Origin of the sequence: Micromonospora deserti, assembly GCF_003236335.1 — a bacterium.
GTDB lineage: Bacteria > Actinomycetota > Actinomycetes > Mycobacteriales > Micromonosporaceae > Micromonospora > Micromonospora deserti.
In genome coordinates, this window is the sequence record NZ_POUB01000126.1 from 1 (window position 1) to 16,947 (window position 16,947).

At 74.2% G+C, this 16,947-nt stretch carries 18 protein-coding genes and 1 pseudogene; 9 read left to right on the forward strand and 10 right to left on the reverse strand.

What is annotated here, in order from left to right; all coding sequences use genetic code 11:
* On the reverse strand, window positions 1-814 hold an 814-nt coding region (locus C1I99_RS18165), incomplete at its 3' end, for a glycosyltransferase family 39 protein (protein WP_199562226.1).
* A 370-nt stretch (window positions 815-1,184) separates the two neighbouring features.
* Between C1I99_RS18165 and C1I99_RS18170 the strand changes: the two genes are divergently transcribed.
* The 4 genes from C1I99_RS18170 (at window position 1,185) to C1I99_RS18180 (ending at window position 4,734) form a co-directional block, all read left to right on the forward strand.
* Window positions 1,185-2,897 carry a nitrite/sulfite reductase gene (locus C1I99_RS18170; protein WP_111135416.1) on the forward strand — a complete coding sequence of 571 codons (1,713 nt, stop codon included), beginning with the start codon at window positions 1,185-1,187 and terminating at the stop codon, window positions 2,895-2,897.
* A gap of 70 nt (window positions 2,898-2,967) precedes the next feature.
* The gene (locus C1I99_RS33370) at window positions 2,968-3,126 is read left to right on the forward strand and encodes an IS1 family transposase (RefSeq protein WP_146603987.1); all 159 of its coding nucleotides are present in this window, start codon (window positions 2,968-2,970) and stop codon (window positions 3,124-3,126) included.
* A gap of 52 nt (window positions 3,127-3,178) precedes the next feature.
* Entirely contained in the window at window positions 3,179-3,940 is a 762-nt protein-coding gene (locus C1I99_RS18175) for a phosphoadenylyl-sulfate reductase (RefSeq protein WP_111135417.1), read from the forward strand.
* Window positions 3,922-4,734: a sirohydrochlorin chelatase gene (locus C1I99_RS18180; protein WP_438941426.1), complete on the forward strand. Its 813-nt coding sequence runs from the start codon at window positions 3,922-3,924 to the stop codon at window positions 4,732-4,734. Before C1I99_RS18175 ends, C1I99_RS18180 begins: the two co-directional genes overlap by 19 nt.
* A 146-nt stretch (window positions 4,735-4,880) precedes the next feature.
* Here C1I99_RS18180 and C1I99_RS18185 read toward each other — a convergent pair whose 3' ends face one another.
* The gene (locus C1I99_RS18185; protein WP_007072794.1) at window positions 4,881-5,138 is read right to left on the reverse strand and encodes a WhiB family transcriptional regulator; all 258 of its coding nucleotides are present in this window, start codon (window positions 5,136-5,138) and stop codon (window positions 4,881-4,883) included.
* A gap of 444 nt (window positions 5,139-5,582) precedes the next feature.
* A complete protein-coding gene (locus tag C1I99_RS18190; RefSeq protein WP_111135419.1) occupies window positions 5,583-6,533 on the reverse strand; it encodes a diacylglycerol/lipid kinase family protein in 951 nt (316 codons plus the stop codon).
* A 43-nt stretch (window positions 6,534-6,576) separates the two neighbouring features.
* Here C1I99_RS18190 and C1I99_RS18195 point away from each other — a divergent pair.
* Window positions 6,577-6,967: pseudogene (locus C1I99_RS18195) on the forward strand (hypothetical protein).
* A gap of 15 nt (window positions 6,968-6,982) precedes the next feature.
* Here the strand turns inward: C1I99_RS18195 and C1I99_RS18200 are convergent.
* Genes C1I99_RS18200 through sodN form a run of 3 tightly spaced genes read right to left on the reverse strand, consistent with a single transcriptional unit; the run spans window position 6,983 to window position 8,339 of the window.
* Entirely contained in the window at window positions 6,983-7,387 is a 405-nt protein-coding gene (locus C1I99_RS18200; protein ID WP_111135420.1) for an ATP-binding protein, read from the reverse strand.
* A gap of 32 nt (window positions 7,388-7,419) precedes the next feature.
* Entirely contained in the window at window positions 7,420-7,938 is a 519-nt protein-coding gene (locus C1I99_RS18205) for a GNAT family N-acetyltransferase (protein ID WP_233512572.1), read from the reverse strand.
* Window positions 7,935-8,339: a superoxide dismutase, Ni gene (sodN, locus tag C1I99_RS18210; protein WP_111135421.1), complete on the reverse strand. Its 405-nt coding sequence runs from the start codon at window positions 8,337-8,339 to the stop codon at window positions 7,935-7,937. The genes C1I99_RS18205 and sodN overlap by 4 nt, the downstream gene beginning before the upstream one ends.
* Before the next feature lie 69 nt (window positions 8,340-8,408).
* Between sodN and C1I99_RS18215 the strand changes: the two genes are divergently transcribed.
* From C1I99_RS18215 to C1I99_RS18225, 3 genes are all read left to right on the forward strand, one after another.
* On the forward strand, window positions 8,409-8,774 hold the full coding sequence (locus C1I99_RS18215; protein ID WP_438941427.1) for a S24/S26 family peptidase: 366 nt from the start codon (window positions 8,409-8,411) through the stop codon (window positions 8,772-8,774).
* A gap of 142 nt (window positions 8,775-8,916) precedes the next feature.
* Window positions 8,917-10,095 (forward strand): NAD(P)-dependent malic enzyme, encoded by a 1,179-nt coding sequence (locus C1I99_RS18220; protein ID WP_111135423.1) that lies wholly within the window; start codon window positions 8,917-8,919, stop codon window positions 10,093-10,095.
* A 63-nt stretch (window positions 10,096-10,158) separates the two neighbouring features.
* The gene (locus C1I99_RS18225; protein ID WP_199562228.1) at window positions 10,159-11,121 is read left to right on the forward strand and encodes a zinc-binding dehydrogenase; all 963 of its coding nucleotides are present in this window, start codon (window positions 10,159-10,161) and stop codon (window positions 11,119-11,121) included.
* Window positions 11,122-11,184: 63 nt separating this feature from the next.
* On the opposite strand, the gene C1I99_RS18230 is transcribed toward C1I99_RS18225, so the two are convergent.
* On the reverse strand, window positions 11,185-12,153 hold the full coding sequence (locus C1I99_RS18230; protein WP_111135425.1) for an alpha/beta hydrolase family protein: 969 nt from the start codon (window positions 12,151-12,153) through the stop codon (window positions 11,185-11,187).
* 108 nt (window positions 12,154-12,261) lie between these two features.
* Window positions 12,262-13,176, reverse strand: coding sequence for an alpha/beta hydrolase family protein (locus C1I99_RS18235; protein ID WP_233512573.1), 915 nt, complete (start codon window positions 13,174-13,176; stop codon window positions 12,262-12,264).
* Between the two features lie 157 nt (window positions 13,177-13,333).
* On the opposite strand from C1I99_RS18235, the gene C1I99_RS33375 reads away from it, so the two are divergent.
* Entirely contained in the window at window positions 13,334-13,507 is a 174-nt protein-coding gene (locus C1I99_RS33375; protein WP_199562230.1) for a hypothetical protein, read from the forward strand.
* Between the two features lie 104 nt (window positions 13,508-13,611).
* Here C1I99_RS33375 and C1I99_RS18240 read toward each other — a convergent pair whose 3' ends face one another.
* Both C1I99_RS18240 and pta read right to left on the reverse strand, forming a co-directional pair.
* Window positions 13,612-14,727 carry an acetate/propionate family kinase gene (locus C1I99_RS18240; RefSeq protein ID WP_111135426.1) on the reverse strand — a complete coding sequence of 372 codons (1,116 nt, stop codon included), beginning with the start codon at window positions 14,725-14,727 and terminating at the stop codon, window positions 13,612-13,614.
* Window positions 14,727-16,790 carry a phosphate acetyltransferase gene (gene pta, locus C1I99_RS18245; RefSeq protein ID WP_111135427.1) on the reverse strand — a complete coding sequence of 688 codons (2,064 nt, stop codon included), beginning with the start codon at window positions 16,788-16,790 and terminating at the stop codon, window positions 14,727-14,729. The genes C1I99_RS18240 and pta overlap by 1 nt, the downstream gene beginning before the upstream one ends.
* Window positions 16,791-16,947 lie beyond the last annotated feature (157 nt).

Sequence of the window (16,947 nt, forward strand, 5' to 3'; positions counted from 1 at the left end):
GGCGGGCGGCGTCCACCCAGTCCAGTTGCCGGGCCCGCTGCCGACGGGCGAGCAGGACCAGCGGGGTCACCAGCAGCGCCGCCGGCACCAGGGCGAACAGAAACCACCGCACCGGGTGTCGCTGAGCGGCTGCCCGGTCCCCGCCCCCGGTCGTCCCCGGTACGGGGGGCAAGCCTCGGCGGCCGGCGGCGAGCACCGCCACCGCGTGCGCGGCGAGCAGGGTGAGGGCGATCAGGTGGGTCAGCCCGAGCGCGGCGACGGCGGCGGCGTACCCGGCCCAGCGACCCGGCCCGGGACGGCGCAGGGCGGCGACCAGCAGCAGCGTGGCCAGCACCGCGAAGAGGGTGGCCAGTGCGTACGGCCGGGCCTCCTGCCCGTAGCGCGAGGTACCGGGGAGCACCGCGAAGAGCAGCCCGGCGAGCAGCCCCGCCCGGGCGCCAACCAGCCGGTCGCCGAGCACCGCGGTCAGCCCGGCCGCGGCGGCCATCGCCACCGCGGCGGGCAGGCGCAGGGCGGTCACCGAATCGCCGAACACCGCCAGCCAGCCGTGCATGAACAGGTAGTACGGGGCGGTGGCGGCATCGATGGTGCCGGCCAGCCGGGCCAGGTCGCCGAGCGGCCGGCTGGCGGCGCTCCAGGTGGCCAGTTCGTCGCGCCACGGTTGTGCGTGGCCGATCCCGGCGAGCTCGACGGCCAGGGTGATCAGCGTGGGCGCCAGCCAGGTCACCCGGGCCGCCGAGGCCGGCCGGCCCGGTCCGTCGTCGGCCGGTGAAGTGTGGCCGCGACGTGGCCCCACGCCAGAAGAACCGGTCATATACCGCAGCCTCACACAGCCGGGCCGCCCATCCCGCCGGTCCGCCGATCCGTGGCCGGGCCGTTCCCCGGCGGCGCCGGTGGCCCGTGATGTGGGATCGCGCACGCGGTCATTGGCCGCCCCCGCGGGGGTGTGGCAGCATGGCCCCATGACCGCCGCTGTCGTCCGCCGCTTCGTGGCCCGTCGCCACGTCGACTACGGCCGCGTCCGCAGCGCGATCTGTCCGGCCCACTGACGACGCCCGACTCATCCGTCTCGGGCGCGCACCGCGCCGGCTGTTCCGACACCGTTGTCCCCAGCCCGTCCCGACGGGCCGGCCGCGCGCCCGCGTTCCCCATCGAGGCACCCGCAGACAACGGAGGACGCCGCCATGGCGGTCAGCAGCATCCCGGCCCGGTCCGACGACCCGGCGGCACGCGCCGCCCGGCCGCCCCGCCGTGCCCGGGGCGAGGGTCAGTGGGCGCTCGGCCACCGCGAGCCGCTCAACCCCAACGAGCGGATCAAGAAGGACGACGACCCGCTGAACGTCCGGGCCCGGATCGAGAACATCTACGCCCACCGGGGCTTCGCCTCGATCGACCCGCAGGACCTGCGTGGCCGGTTCCGCTGGTGGGGCCTCTACACCCAGCGCAAGGTTGGCATCGACGGCGGGCGCACCGCGGTGCTGGAGCCGCACGAGCTGGAGGACGAGTTCTTCATGCTCCGGGTGCGGATCGACGGCGGACAGCTCACCGTCGCCCAGCTCCGCGTGGTCGCCGACATCTCCCGGGAGTTCGCCCGGGACACCGCCGACATCACCGACCGGCAGAACATCCAGTACCACTGGATCCGGGTCGAGGACATGCCCGAGATCTGGCGCCGGCTGGAGGCGGTCGGCCTGCAGACCACCGAGGCGTGCGGCGACTGCCCCCGGATCGTGCTGGGCAGCCCGGTCGCCGGGGTGGCCGAGGCCGAGCTGGTCGACCCGACCCCGGCGATCGACGAAATCGTCCGCCGGTACGTCGGTGACAAGCAGTTCTCCAATCTGCCCCGCAAGTTCAAGTCCTCCATCTCCTGGCTGGTCGACACCCCGTACGAGGCGAACGACATCGCCCTCCTCGGCGTCGACCACCCGGAGCACGGCCCCGGCTTCGACCTCTGGGTCGGCGGTGGCCTGTCCACCAACCCCATGCTGGCCAAGCGCCTCGGCGTCTGGGTGCCGCTGGCTGAGGTGCCGGACGTCTGGGCGGGTGTGGTCGGCATCTTCCGCGACTACGGCTACCGCCGGCTGCGCAACCGGGCCCGGCTGAAGTTCCTGGTCGCCGACTGGGGCGTGGAGCGCTTCCGCGAGGTGCTGGAAAAGGAGTACCTCGGGCGCACCCTGCTCGACGGCCCCGCCCCGCAGCTGCCCGACCGGCCCGTCGACCACCTCGGCGTGCACCGGCAGCGGGACGGCCGCAACTACGTCGGGGCCGCCCCGGTGGTCGGACGGGTCTCCGGCGGGCAGCTCGCCCGGCTCGCCGACGTGGTGGAGGCGCACGGCAGCGACCGGGTGCGGCTCACCCCGTACCAGAAGCTGCTGGTGCTCGACGTCGCCCCGGAGCGGACGGAGTCGCTGGTCGAGGCGCTGCGCGGGATCGGGCTGGAGGCCCGGCCGTCGGCCTGGCGGCGCGGCACGATGGCCTGCACCGGCATCGAGTACTGCAAGCTGGCCATCGTCGAGACCAAGGCGCGCGGTCAGGAGCTGGTGGCCCGGCTGGAGCAGCGGCTGCGTGACTTCGACGCGGACATCTCCATCCACCTCAACGGCTGCCCGAACGCCTGCGCCCGTACCCAGGTCGCCGACATCGGGCTGAAGGGTCAGCTGGTCATCGGCCCGGACGGCCGTCAGGTCGAGGGCTTCCAGGTGCACCTCGGCGGCGGGCTCGGCATGGCCGAGGGCCGGACCGCGGGCTTCGGCCGCAAGCTGCGCGGCCTGAAGACCACCGCAGAGGAGCTCCCGGAGTACGTGGAGCGGCTGGCCCGCCGCTACCTGACCGGCCGGGCCGAGGGTGAGACGTTCGCCAACTGGGTGATCAGGGTCGACGAGGAGGAACTCCGATGAGCGAGGGTAGCGAGCGAACCAGCCAGCTCGTCGAGCCTCAGCGTGGCACCGAGCGAAGCGAGGTGTCGCGATGAGCGAGAGCCGTTCCGTGCCGCTGTACTGCCCGTACTGCGGGGAGGAGGACCTGCGGCCGAGCGAGACCGGTCACGGCGGCTGGGAGTGCCACGCCTGTGCCCGGGTGTTCACGGTGAGGTTCACCGGCCTGCTCAGCAAGGGGGTGGCCCGGTGAGCGCGAGGAGCGAGCTTGCCAGCCCCGCAGTCGCGAACGAGAGGGGGCACCGATGAGCCTGGTGTCCGCGGCGAACCTCGGCCTGGTGGGGCCCGGCGGGCCGGCGCCGGAGGACCCGGCCGCCCGCGACCCGCAGGAGCTGCGCGCGCTGGCCGAGAAGGCCGGCCGGGAGCTGGAGGGCGCACCCGCGCTGGAGATCGCCCGCTGGGCGGCGGAGACCTTCGGCGACCGGTTCTGCGTCACCAGCTCGATGGCGGACGCGGTGCTGGCGCACCTGGTCTCCCGGGTCGCCCCCGGGGTGGACGTGGTCTTCCTCGACACCGGCCTGCACTTCCCCGAGACGCTGAGGGTCCGTGACGAGGTGGCCCGGACCCTGCCGGTGAACGTCCGCTCGATCCGGCCCCGGCTGACCGTGGGCCAGCAGGACGGCGAGTACGGCCCGCGCCTGTTCAACAGGTCCCCCGACGACTGCTGCCAGCTGCGCAAAGTGGAGCCGTTGGAGCGGGCGCTCGCCGGCTACGACGCCTGGGCCGCCGGGCTGCGCCGGGACGAGTCGCCGAGCCGGGCGAACACGCCGGTGGTGACCTTCGACGCCCGCCGCGGCAAGGTCAAGGTCAACCCGATCGCGGCTTGGAGCCAGGCCGACGTGGACGCGTACGTCGCCCGCTGGAACGTGCCGGTCAACGAGCTGTTCCGGCAGGGCTACAGCTCGATCGGCTGCTGGCCGTGCACCCGCCGCACCAAGGCGGGGGAGGATCCGCGGGCCGGCCGCTGGGCGATGTTCGAGAAGACCGAGTGCGGTCTGCACGTCTGATCGGGCCGGCGGGGTCCGGGGCGGTGGCGGCGAGCCCGCGGGCGGCCGGCGCGGTGCCGGCCGACCCGGTGGTGCTGGTCGCCCACGGCAGCCGGGATCCGCGGGCGGCCGAGGCGACCCGGGCGCTGGCCCGGGCGGTCGCGGATGCCCGACCCGGCACCCCGGTCCATCCGAGCTGGCTCGACCACACCGAGCCCGGTCCGACGGCGGTGCTGCGGGACCTGGCGGCCGCCGGGCACGCCCGGGCGGTGCTGGTGCCGCTGCTGCTCACCGCGGCGTACCACCGGCGGGTGGACATCCCGGCGGCGGTCGCGGCGGCCCGGGAAACGGGCCCGCCGATCGCGGTACGGGTGGCCGACGTGCTCGGCCCGGCCGACGGCCGGGTGGACGGCGGGCTGCTGGCCGGGCTGCGCCGGCGGCTGGGCGAGGCGGAGCCGGGGCGGTTCGACGCGCTGGTGCTGGCCGCGGCGGGCACCCGGGACGCCCGGGCGCGCGGGTCGGTGGGGCGGGTGGCCGTGGCGCTCGGCGCCGGTCTCGGCGTGCCCACCGCCGTCTCGTACGCCTCGGCGGCTCCGCCGGCCGTCGGCGCGGCGGTGGCCCGGCTGCGGGCCCGGGGTGCCCGTCGGGTGGCGGTGTCGGCGTACTTCCTGGCCCCGGGCCTCTTCCACGACGCCGTGACGGCGGCGGCGCGGCAGGCCGGGGCGGTGGCCGTGTCCGCCCCGCTGACCGACGCCCCGGAGTTGGCCGACCTGGTCCTGCGCCGGGTCGACGCGCTGGTCCGGTCCGGCGGCTGAGCGGCGCCGGCGACCGGCGCACCGCGGCGGGTCGGATCGGGCGCCAGAGCCGGGGTGCCAGGCCGGACGCAGCCCACGAACGGCCCTGGACAGCGATACGCCCCGGCGGGCGTACCCGGCCGGGGCGTGCAGCTGTGGTGCGTGGATCAGGCGGAGTGAGCGCGCAGCACCCGGAGGCCGCCGCGGCGCTTCACGGCGCGCCGCTCCTCCTCGCTCATCCCGCCCCAGACGCCGGCGTCCTGACCCGACTCGAGCGCCCACTGCAGGCACTGGTCGGTCACGGAGCAGCGCCGGCAGACGGCCTTGGCCTGCTCGACCTGCAGGAGAGCCGGACCGGACGTCCCGATCGGGAAGAACAGCTCCGGGTCCTCGTCGCGGCAGACAGCATGGTGACGCCAGTCCATGGCGGCAACACTCCTCATTCTGGATGGGTGGCAGATATTGCTGTGGTGCTTTTCCTATATGCATCCGCAGCGCCGATGGTGACGGTTCGCGTCCGCCTATTCGGCAGTGCGTGAGCAGGCTGTTGGTCCCGAGGACCTGCTGGAACAGCTCAACCTGCCGAGCATATCCAGGCAATGTCCCGGTAACTCAAGTTCGCTTGTGAATACTTTCACGAACGCTCACGATGTCAAGGGTGACGCTCGGAAAAACTCCGAGCGGTGAGCAAGCCCACAACCCATTTGTCCGGTTTTCCGGGGGGTCCGGTTACCCGGCGTACCACAGTCGAGGATCAATATAGTACAGTCCGCGTGACATTGCTGACATTTCCGGCGCCAACCCTCCGCGTGGCGGCCGTCCCGGTGGGGGGTGTCGCGGCCGCGTCAACCTAGGGCGGTACCCGAGACCTAGCAGATTACTCTCAGTGCGGCGGGAATGGATGTGAATCTGACTTTCTCCCGCTCGCCGAGATAGTCCCCGTCCAGCTGGAACGCCTGGGGACGGCTGGACAGCAGGGTGAACTCGGCCACGTCATGCAGCCTGAGCACCTGTTTGCCGTGCGGGTCGGGCCGCCGGGAGAAGGACTGCGTCACGGTGCGTGTCGTACTGGCGACCCTGAGCTGGCGCAGCGCGAATACGTCCAGCCCAAGGTCGAACGACGCCTCCGGGTTGGGGTTGATCTCCCGGTCGCCGAGATACGTCCACGGCGCGGTGTTCTGGATGATGACGGTCGCCAGCTCGCCCTCGGCCGGCTCGCCCGGGCGTTCCAGGCTGATCGCCGGGTGCCGGCGGTCAGAGCCGAGGAAGTACTGGCTGACCGTGGAGCGGAAGTAGAGCGCGGGGGTGGAGACCCGGCCGCGCCGGCGCGCCCGCTCCACCCGGTTGATCACCGCCGCGTCGACGCCGAAACCGGCGCAGAACGTGAAGTAGCGGTCGTCGGCTCGGCCGAGCCCGATCGTCCGGTGCCGGCCCAGCCGCAGACCCTCCAGGATCATGCTGGTCCCATCCGGCCACTCGCGGGGCAGTCCCAGCGCCCGGGCGAAGACGTTGGTGGAGCCGCCCGGGACGGTTGCCAGGGCCGGTAGCCGCTCGGCCGGGGTGGCGCCGGTGGGGACGGTGGGTGGCTGGGCGGACATCAGCCCGTTGACCACCTCGTTGACCGTGCCGTCGCCACCGAGGGTGACGACCACATCGACGCCCTCCTCGGCCGCCTCACGGGCCAGCGCGGTGGCGTGGCCGCGCCGCCGGGTGTACCGCACGGAGAGGTCGACTTCACTGCGCAGCGCCCGGACCAGGACGTCCCGGCTGCGCTCGCTGGTGGTGGTGGCCTTCGGATTGACCACCAGGACGGCCCGCATGGGCGGCACTGTACCCCGCTGCGCCACGGGTATCGTGGCGCGCGTGACCATCGACTCCGACCCGATTCCCGTCACCCTCCGCTGGGCGGTGCGGCTGCTGTGGGGGGGAGGCCGGCGCCGTGGGGCTGGTCGCCGTGTGGCTGGTCTGGGCCGATCTCACCGCCACCACCACCGATCTGGCCTCGGCGGTGCTGGTGACCGCGTTCGCCGTCGGCGCCGCGGTGGCGCTCTGGGCGCTGGGGACCGCGCTGACCCGGCGGCGGGCCGGTGCCCGGGCGCCAGCGATCGTGCTCCAGCTCATGCTGCTGCCGATCGGCTGGTTCATGCTCCAGGGCGGGCTGGGCTGGCTCGGCGTGCCGTTGATGGCGCTCGGTCTCGGCGTGACCGCGCTGCTGGTGAGCACCCCGACCACCCGCGCCCTCGGCTTCGAGTGACCACCGCTCGGGTGGTCAGTAGCCGGAGGAACGCCGGGTGAGCAGGGAGATGGTGGCCCGGCTGTCGGCGGCGCTCGCGGACGCCGTGGTGGTCAGCGCGGTCAGCACCTTCCAGGCGAAGGACGACTCGGCCGGGAGGGCGGCGCCGCGTACGGTCGGCACGGTCACCTCGACGGTGAGCGCGTCGTCGGTCACCGAGAACCGGCAGTCGAGCTCGGCGTCCCGGGTGGCGATGGCGAGCAGCATGGCGCACGCCTCGTCGACCGCGATGCGCAGATCCTCGATCTCGTCGAGGGCGAACTGCAACCGCGCCGCGAGGCCGGCGGTGGCGGTACGGAGCACCCCCAGATAGCCCCCGTCCGCGGGCACGGTGAGGTGCACGACGTCGTCGCTCGTCGGGTGCCCGGTCAGTTGAGTCACGCCTCATCCCTCCGGTCCGGGACTCTACCCGCTCAGCGGGGCGGACGTGCGGGGGTGGCCGCCTGGGCGGCCAGTCCGGCCAGGGCGTCGCCGCTGAGCCGGTAGGGGACCCACTCGTCCATCTTCCGCGCGCCGATCGAGGCGTAGAAGCCGGCGGCCGGGTTCCAGTTGATCATCCACCACTCCAGCCGCTGGTAGCCGCGCTCCACGCACATCGCGGCCAGGGTGGCCAGCAGCAGCCGGCCGGCACCGGTGCCCCGGGCCGCCGGGCGGACGTAGAGGTCCTCCAGGTAGATGCCGTGAACGCCGGCCCAGGTGGAGAAGTTGAGGAACCAGAGCGCGAAACCGACCGGCCGGTCGTCGGCGTCGACGGCCACGTGGCCGTAGAGCGCCGGTGCGGGGCCGAACAGGGCGGCGGTGAGCTGCTCGCCGGTCAGGAGGCACTGGTCGGCCGCGCGTTCGTACGCGGCCAGCTCGTGCACCATGGCGACGACGGCCGGCACGTCCTCGGGACGTGCCGGCCGGATCGTCGGGGTGGCCCCGCGGGTCACGCCTTCTTGGTCTCCCAGAAGATCTTGGAAATCTCGTCGATCTTCTGCAGCAGCTGGTCGGCCACGACCGGGTCGACGCTGCCCTTGGCGCCGCTGGAACCGGCCAGCTTGGTGGCCTCGTTGAACAGCTGGTGCAGGTGCGGGTACTTCTCGAAGTGGGCCGGCTTGAAGTAGTCGGTCCAGAGCACCCAGAGGTGGTGCTTGACCAGCTCGGCGCGCTGCTCCTTGATGATGACCGCCCGGGTGCGGTACTCCGGGTCGGTGTTCGCCTGGTACTTCTCGCAGATCATTTTGACCGACTCGGCCTCGATCCGGGCCTGCGCCGGGTCGTAGACGCCGCACGGCAGGTCACAGTGGGCGCTGGCCGTCACGCGGGGCGTAAGGATGCGTGGAAGTCGCATCGGGATCCTCCATGGGAAGTTTGCGATGATCCAAGACGACATTACTCCTGGACCCGCTTCCCGAGGCGGGTGGAGGTGAAACCGATGACCGCCGAGCGACCGGCGGCCGCCCCCCGGCTGCGGTGGCCCCTGACGGCCGTCCTGGTGACCGGTCCGTCCATGGCCCCGACGCTGCGCCACGGCGACGCGGTGCTGGTCCGCCGTGGCGGCCGCCCGGTCCGCCCCGGTGACGTCGTGGTCGCCGTCTTCCGCAGCCGCCCCGAGCTGCTGGTGGTCAAGCGGGCGGTCCGGGCCGAGGGCGGCGGCTGGTGGCTCTCCGGCGACAACGACCTGGTTACCGACGACTCCCGGGCGTACGGGGTGGCGGACGTGCGCGGGCGGGTGGTGGCCCGCTACTGGCCGCGCCCCGCACGGGTCCGACCGAAACTGATATGACACTGCTCACATCGGCGGCGGTCCGACGACACTATGCTCGGAAAGTGCCCGGGTGACCCCCCGCACCGTGCCCGCCGCTCGTCGCCTCACCTCGCGTCCGACCGGCCGGTCCAGTTGCTCGACAGATCCTGGAGTCACCACCATGCCACCGTCCACCGTGGACCCTGCTGATCCCGTCTTCCGGCTGCACCGGGGCGGCAAGATGGCCGTCGTCTCGACGGTCCCGCTCACCAGCCGGGAGGACCTCTCCCTCGCGTACACCCCGGGTGTGGCCCGGGTCTGTGAGGCGATCGCCGCCGACGAGACCCTGGCCGACGACTACACCTGGGTGTCGCACACCGTCGCGGTCGTCACCGACGGCTCCGCCGTACTCGGGCTGGGCAACATCGGCCCGCGGGCGGCGCTGCCGGTGATGGAGGGCAAGGCCGTGCTGTTCAAGCAGTTCGCCGGGGTCGACGCGGTACCGATCTGCCTGGACACCCAGGACGTGGACGAGATCGTGGCGGTGGTGCGGGCGCTGGCACCCTCGTTCGGCGGGATCAACCTGGAGGACATCAGCGCCCCGCGCTGCTTCGAGGTGGAGCGCCGGCTGGACGAGGCGCTGCCGATCCCGGTCTTCCACGACGACCAGCACGGCACCGCGATCGTGGTGCTGGCCGCGCTGCGCAACGCCGCCTCGCTGCTCAACCGCAAGCTCGGTGACCTGCGGGTGGCGGTCAGCGGCGCCGGCGCGGCCGGGGTGGCGGTGACGAAGATGCTGGTGGCCGGGGGTGTCAACCCCGACCAGGTGGTGGTCTGCGACTCCAAGGGCATCATCGGCCGGCACCGCGCCGACCTCACCGGCAGCAAGGCGGAGCTGGCCGCGAGCACCAACGCCGACGGCCGGTCCGGTGACATCACCGAGGCGCTGCGCGGCGCGGACGTGCTGATCGGCGTCTCCGGCGGGCAGATCCCGGAGCACGCCGTGGCCGGCATGGCCGCCGGCGGGATCGTCTTCGCCCTGGCCAACCCGACCCCGGAGGTGCACCCCGAGGTGGCCGCCCGGCACGTCGCGGTGGTCGCCACCGGCCGCAGCGACTACCCCAACCAGATCAACAACGTGCTGGCCTTCCCGGGCGTGTTCCGGGGCGCGCTGGACGCCCGGGCCACCCGGATCACCGACGGCATGAAGGTGGCCGCCGCCGACGCCATCGCCGGGGTGGTGGCCGAGTCGCTCACCGCCGAGGCGATCGTCCCGTCGCCGCTGGACCCCCGGGTCGCCCCCGCGGTCGCCGCGGCGGTGGCCGAGGCCGCCCGCCGCGACGGGGTCGCCCGGGCCTGAGGGCTGTGAGAAGGGCCCGTGCCTCGGCACGGGCCCTTCTTGTCGCCTGCCCGGCTTGTTACCGTGCCGCTCATGCGTGCCGCCTTCGCCTCCCGCTTCGACGACACCGACCCGCTCGCCGCGCTCACCGTCGGCGAGCGGCCCGAGCCGACCCACCCGGACGGGAACTGGGTCACCGTGCAAATCCGCGCCAGCTCGCTGAACCACCACGACCTCTGGTCGCTGCGCGGGGTGGGGCTGCGCGCGGACCAGCTCCCGATGATCCTCGGCTGCGACGCCGCCGGGCTGGACCCGGACGGCAACGAGGTGGTCGTCTACCCGGTGATCCCCACCCCGGGCGATCCGCGTGGCGTGTCCATCCTCTCCGAGCACTTCCCCGGCACGCTCGCCGAGCGGGTCGCCGTACCCCGGTCGAACCTGGTACCGCTGCCGGCCGGCCTGGCGGCGACGGACGCGGCCTGCCTGCCGACCGCCTGGCTGACCGCGTGGCGGATGCTGACCACCAAGGGCCGGGTGGACGACGCCGAGGCGGTGCTGGTGCAGGGCGCCGGCGGGGGCGTCGCCACCGCGGCGGTCGCGCTCGCCGCCGCGATGGGCAAGCGGGTGTACGCGACCAGCCGGGACGCCGCCAAGCGGGAGCGGATCGCCGAGCTGGGCGCGACCGCCGTCGAGCCGGGCGCCCGGCTGCCGGAGCGGGTCGACGTGGTGATCGAGACGGTCGGCGCCGCCACCTTCGACCACTCGCTGAAGTCGGCCGCCCCGATGGCCCGGATCGTCGTCTCCGGTGCCACCGCCGGGCACGAGCCGAAGGTCAACCTGCGCCGGGTCTTCGCCATGCAGCTGGAGATCCTCGGCACCTCGATGGGCACCCCGGAGGAACTGACCGACCTGCTCGCCTTCTGCGCTGAGCGAGGCGTACGCCCGGTGGTGGACAGCGTGGTCCCGTTCAGCACGGTCGAGGAGGCGTTCGCCCGCCTGCACTCCGGGGACGTATTCGGCAAGGTCGTCATCGACCACACCACCTGACGCCCCCGCACGAGGTTGTTCGGACCTTGGTCGGTTCCCTGATGTTGGACGGGCCCGGGGCGGTCAGAGGCGGTTGTCGAGGGTGGCGAGGTCGCCGCGGGCGGCATCGGCCGGGATGCGCCGCTTGGCGGCCTCGTCGCCGTAGAGGGACCAGCGGAGGAACTCGACGGTGGTGTCGGAGACCACCCGCAGCGCGGCACCGTCGCTGAGCAGGGCCCGCCCGTGGTCGCCCTTCGACAGGCTCAGCATCGCCTTCGGCCAGGGCACCTTGTCGTACACGGCCTTGCCGGCGGCGTATTCGACCACCTCGTCGGCCTCGCCGTGCACGAAGAGCTGCGGGGCGGCGGCGCCGGCGAAGGCGGTGCCCACGCCGAGCGCGGTGCCGGCGAACACCACCCCGGCGTCCAGCCGCTCGTCCCGGCCCGCGGTGAACAGACCGATGGTGGTCACCCCACCGGCGGAGTGCCCGGCCGCGGCGACCCGGTCGGCGGCCAGCCGGCCGCGCAGCGGATCGCCGGCCTTCGCGTCCAGCGCGAGCACCTGGGTCAGCGCGTACGACACGTCGGCGGGCTGGTTCAGCACGTCCAGGACGTTGCCGTCGCCGCCCCGGGAGGTGTGCGGGAAGGTCGGCGCGGCCACCACGAAGCCGGCCGCCGCCCAGCGGGTCAGCAGCGTGGCGTAGTCGGCGGGCCGCCCGTTCAGGCCGTGGCTGAACATGACGACGGGGAACTTCCCCGGGGCGGCGGTCACCGACCGCTCCGGCTCACCGCCGGCCTCCCCGGCCGCTGGATACCAGACGGTCACCGGCAGCGGCCGGTCGCCGTCGCGGTTCAGCTTGAGCTGGCGTACGCCGACCGCGAAGCTCTGCTGCGGGGCGGTGCCGGAGGGTACCTGCGGAGCCGGCGTGGTGGCCGTCGGCGGCCCGACCGGCGCCGCCGGCCGGGCGGCCGGCCCGGCGTCTGTGGAGCAGCCGACCAGACCGGCGGTGAGCAGGGCGCTGGCGAGCAGGGCGGGGGTGACGCGACGCGACATGAATCCGATTGTGCCTTGCCGGTCCGGGCCGTCCGCCGTGGACCGGCGCGGCGTGCCCGCGCCGTGACCGGGCTTCCGTGGGCGACAGCCGCGTCCGGAGCCGCGAGGTCAGGGGGTGAGACGGTCCTCGAAGGTGGTGAGGCCGGCGAGGCGGGCGGCAGCGGGCAGCCGGCGGGACGCCGCCGGGTCGCCGTAGAGGGTCCACCGGAGGAACTCGGTGGTGGTGGCGAGGACCTGGGCGAAGCCGGGCCGGCCGGGGCTGAGGAACTCGCCGTGGCCCTGCCCGAGCAGGCTCAGGAAGGCCGCTGGGCCGTTCACGCGCCGGTACGCCGCCCGGCCGACCGCGAGCGGCACCACCGGGTCGGCCGTGCCGTGCACGAAGAGCAGCGGTGCGCCCGGCCCGGCGAAGCTCCCGGCCATCCCGCCGCCGGCGATCACGATGCCGGCGCGCAGCCGGGTCGAGTGCCCGGAGGTGAACATGCCGGCGGTGGTGAAGCCGCCCGCCGAGTGGCCGGCCGCGGCGACCCGGCCGAGGTCCAGGTGCCCGGCGAGCGGGTCTCCCCGTCGGCTGTCGAGCCGCACCAGGTGCCGGATCACCCGCCAGCCGTCCGCCGGCTGGTGCCGCACGTCGGCGCGGCTGAACCGGAGCGCCCCCCGCCGGGTGTGCGGGTAGGCCGGGGCGGCCACCACGAACCCGGCGGCGGCCCACCGGGTGGTCAGCCCGGCGTGCAGTCGGGGAAGGCTGTCCAGCCCGTGGCTGTAGACCACCACCGGGAACCGGCCGGCGGCCACCGCACCCCCGTCGGCCGGGTACCAGAGCGTCACCGGCAGCGGCCGCGCGGACCCCGGGTCGAGGGTGAGCGTACGCACGCCGACGGCGTACGCCCCCTCGGGCGCCCGGCGTGCCGGCGGCGGGCCGCCGGTCGCGGCGGTGGCCGGCGCGCAGCCCGCCAGCAGCGCCGTCAGCAGCGCGGCGACCAGCCGTTGTGCCCCCGTCGCGGCGACCAGCCGTTGTGCCCCCACGGTTCCACCGTAGGTGCCCGGCCGCCTGGCTCGTCCCCGCCGTCCGGACTGGGTCTCCCCGCCACCCGGGCGGACCGCCTCCACCGGCCGGCTCGACCTGCCGCCGCCGGACGGCCGCGGGACGGTACGGCTCGACGGGCTTCGTTAGGGTCATCGCATGGCGGAGAACCATACCGACCCGAGCGGCAACACCGAGGCGTTCCGCGCCTTCGCGAACACCCCGGAGCCGGAGGCGGCGACGGGGACGGCCACCCGGATGCCGCTGCTGGTCGGCGCGGCGGCGGTCGCGGTCGTGCTGGTGGCGCTGGCCGGCTGGCTGGCGTTGGCCTGACCGGCGCCGGCACCCGGGAACCCGCTGCCGACACCCGGCAGACTCCGCCGCCGGCACCAAGGGGAGCCGCGCCGCCGGCAGCCGGGACGCCGCGCCGGGCGGGTTCAGGTGGTGGTGGCCAGGTCCCGGGCGGTGCGGGCGATCTCGCGTTCCTCGTCGGTGCCGACGACGCAGACGCGGACCCCGGCGCCCTCCGGTGAGATGACGCGGTCGCCGCTGCCCGCGTTGCGCTCCGGGTCCACGGCGATGCCGAGCCGGTCCAGCCCGGCCAGCGCGGCGGCGCGTACCGGAGCCGCGTGCTCGCCGACGCCCGCGGTGAAGGTGACCGCGTCGATCCGGCCGAGCAGCGCGTAGTACGCCCCGACGTACCCGGTGATCCGCCGACAGTAGACGTCGAAGGCGAGGGCGGCGGCCCGGTCCCCGTCAGCCCGCCGCCGGAGCACCTCGCGCATGTCGTTGACGCCGGCCAGCCCGAGCAGCCCGCTGCGGTGGTTGAGCAGGTTGTCGATGTCGTCGACGGAGAGCCCGCCCTCGCGGCGCAGGTGGAAGATCACGGTGGGGTCCAGGTCGCCGCTGCGGGTGCCCATCACCAGGCCCTCCAGCGGGGACATCCCCATCGAGGTGGCCACGCTGCGGCCCCCGGCGACCGCGCAGGCGCTCGCCCCGTTGCCCAGGTGCAGGGTGATGGTGTTGATCTCCTCGTACCGGCGGCCGAGCAGCTCGGCGGTGCGGCGCGAGACGTACGCGTGCGAGGTGCCGTGGAAGCCGTACCGCCGGATGCCGTACCGCTCGGCGGTGTCCCGGTCGATCGCGTAGGTCGCGGCGGCCTCCGGCAGGGTGTGGTGGAATGCGGTGTCGAAGACGGCGACCTGCGGCACGTCCGGCAGCGCCGCCCGGGCGACCTCGATGCCGGCCAGGTTGGCCGGGTTGTGCAGCGGCGCGAGCGGGATCAGGTCCCGGATCGCGGCGAGCACCGCCTCGTCGACCAGGACCGGCGCGGTGAACCTCCGGCCGCCGTGCACCACCCGGTGCCCGACGGCGGCCAGACCGGCCAAATCGAGCCGGGCGAGGATGTCGCGGACGGCGCGGGAGTGGTCCGCCGGCCCGCCGCCCGGCTCGCCGATCCGCTCGACGGTGCCCTTGTCGACCACCCGTTCGTCGTCGTACAGCCGGTACTTCACCGACGACGACCCGCAGTTGAGCACCAGTACCCGACTCATCAGCCCTCCGCCGCTGCCTGGATGGCGGTGATCGCCACGGTGTTGACGATGTCCGGCACGGTGGCGCCCCGGGAGAGGTCGTTCACCGGCCGGCGCAGGCCCTGCATGACCGGCCCGACGGCGACCGCCCCCGCCGAGCGCTGCACGGCCTTGTACGTGTTGTTGCCGGTGTTCAGGTCCGGGAAGATGAAGACCGTGGCGTGGCCGGCGACCGCGCTGCCGGGCAGCTTCGTCGCCGCCACCGCGGGGTCGATCGCCGCGTCGTACTGGATCGGTCCCTCGAAGAGCAGCTCCGGGCGGCGCTCCCGGGCCAGCAGGGTGGCCGCCGCGACCTTCTCCACGTCCGCGCCAGCACCGGAGGCGCCGGTGGAGTAGGAGAGCATGGCGATCCGCGGCTCGATGCCGAACCGGGCGGCGGTGTCCGCCGACGAGATGGCGATGTCGGCCAGCTGCCCCGCGTCCGGGTCGGGGTTCACCGCGCAGTCGCCGTAGACCAGCACCCGGTCGGCGAGGAGCATGAAGAAGACGCTGGAGGCGATGGAGACCCCCGGCAGCGTCCGGATGATCTCGAAGGCCGGGCGGATGGTGGCGGCGGTGGTGTGGGTCGCCCCGGAGACCATCCCGTCGGCGTGCCCGGTCCGCACCATCAGCGTGCCGAAGTAGTTCGGCTGCGCCACGGTGTCGTGCGCCAGGTCGAGGGTGACGCCCCGGTGCGCGCGCAGCCTCGCGTACTCGGCGGCGAACTCGTCGCGCCATTCGCTGGTGGCCGGGTCGATCACCGTCGCGCCGCCGATGTCGACGCCCAGCTCCCGGGCGCGCCGGGCGATGTCGTCCGGCCGGCCGAGCAGGGTCAGGTCGGCGACGCCACGGCGCAACAGGATCTCCGCCGCGCGCAGGATCCGCTCCTCGGCGCCCTCGGGCAGCACCAGGTGCCGGCGCTGCGCCCGGGCCCGGTCGATCAGGTCGTACTCGAACATCAGCGGGGTGACCCGGTCGGAGCGGCTGACCCGCAGCCGGCGGGCCAGGTCGTCGGTGTCGACGCAGCGCTCGAAGGCGCCGAGGGCGGCCTCCACCTTGCGCGGGTTGCCGGCGCTGGGTCGGCCCTCGATCCGGCTGGAGGCGGCCACCGTGTCGTAGCTGTCGCTGGGCACGGAGAGCACCGCCAGGCCGCTGCTCAACCCCTCGACCAGCCGCATCGCCCGCGGGTCGGGCTGCTCACCGAGGGTGAGCACCAGCCCGGCCACCGAGACCTGCCCGGCCACGTGTGCGGCGCACGCCGCCACCAGCAGGTCGGCCCGGTCGCCGGGGGTGATCACCAGGGCCCCCTCGGTGAGGTGGTCCAGCAGGGTCGGCACGTGCGCCGCGCCGACCACGTAGTCGAGCACGTCCCGGCTCAGCGCGGCGTCGTCGCCGGCCAGCAGGGCGGCACCGAGTGCCGTCGCCACCTCGGCCACCGTCGGCGCCGACACGGTTGGCACCTCCGGGATGGCGTACGCGGGGACCGGCAGGTCGGGCAGCGTCAGCGGCCCCGGGACCCGGTTGGCGATCACCGCCAGCACCGTGGCGCCGAGGTCCTCCAGATCGTGGTACGCCCCGCGCGCGGCGGCCGCGATCGCCGCCGGCTCCTGCCCGAAGCCGTCGACCACCGGCACCACGACGCTGCCGAACTCGGCGGCCAGCCGGGCGTTGAAGGCCAGTTCCCGGGGACCGGCGCCGTCACCGCCGTCGGCGAAGTCGCTGCCCACCACGACCACCGCCGGGCAGCGCCGCTCGACCTCGCGGTAGCGCGCGACGATGCCCGAGATGAGTTCCTCCCGCCGGCCGTCGGCGACCAGGGCGGTGGCCTCGGCGTAGCTGGCGCCGGCCAGGTCGGCCAGCGGCAACCCGACCCGGTAGCGCTCGCTGAGCAGGGCCAGGATCGGGTCCGGCGTGCCCTGGCCGACCAACGGCCGGAATACCCCGATCCGCTCGACCTGGCGGGACAGCAGCTCGGCCAGCCCGAGCGCGACGGTCGACTTCCCCCCGCCAGACCCCACGCTGGTGACGTACACACTCCGGGCCACGCCCTCACCCTAGAAGACCGAGCGATCTTCCGCCCGGATCCTTCGCCCCACCCACCCTGACCGCCTGGCCCGGCCCCCCGGCTCGTTGATCATGAGGTTGGCCGCCCGTTCCGCCCGATTTGCCCCGGCCAACTTCATGATCAACGGGGGTGCTGTC

Bases quoted from the DNA above. Each gene is read 5' to 3' on its own strand.
- C1I99_RS18170 (WP_111135416.1), top strand. From the start codon at position 1,185: ATGGCGGTCAGCAGCATCCCGGCCCGGTCCGACGACCCGGCGGCACGC.
- C1I99_RS33370 (WP_146603987.1), top strand. From the start codon at position 2,968: ATGAGCGAGAGCCGTTCCGTGCCGCTGTACTGCCCGTACTGCGGGGAG.
- C1I99_RS18175 (WP_111135417.1), top strand. From the start codon at position 3,179: ATGAGCCTGGTGTCCGCGGCGAACCTCGGCCTGGTGGGGCCCGGCGGG.
- C1I99_RS18185 (WP_007072794.1), bottom strand. From the start codon at position 5,138: ATGGACTGGCGTCACCATGCTGTCTGCCGCGACGAGGACCCGGAGCTG.
- C1I99_RS18190 (WP_111135419.1), bottom strand. From the start codon at position 6,533: ATGCGGGCCGTCCTGGTGGTCAATCCGAAGGCCACCACCACCAGCGAG.
- sodN (WP_111135421.1), bottom strand. From the start codon at position 8,339: ATGCGACTTCCACGCATCCTTACGCCCCGCGTGACGGCCAGCGCCCAC.
- C1I99_RS18220 (WP_111135423.1), top strand. From the start codon at position 8,917: ATGCCACCGTCCACCGTGGACCCTGCTGATCCCGTCTTCCGGCTGCAC.
- C1I99_RS18230 (WP_111135425.1), bottom strand. From the start codon at position 12,153: ATGTCGCGTCGCGTCACCCCCGCCCTGCTCGCCAGCGCCCTGCTCACC.
- C1I99_RS33375 (WP_199562230.1), top strand. From the start codon at position 13,334: ATGGCGGAGAACCATACCGACCCGAGCGGCAACACCGAGGCGTTCCGC.
- C1I99_RS18240 (WP_111135426.1), bottom strand. From the start codon at position 14,727: ATGAGTCGGGTACTGGTGCTCAACTGCGGGTCGTCGTCGGTGAAGTAC.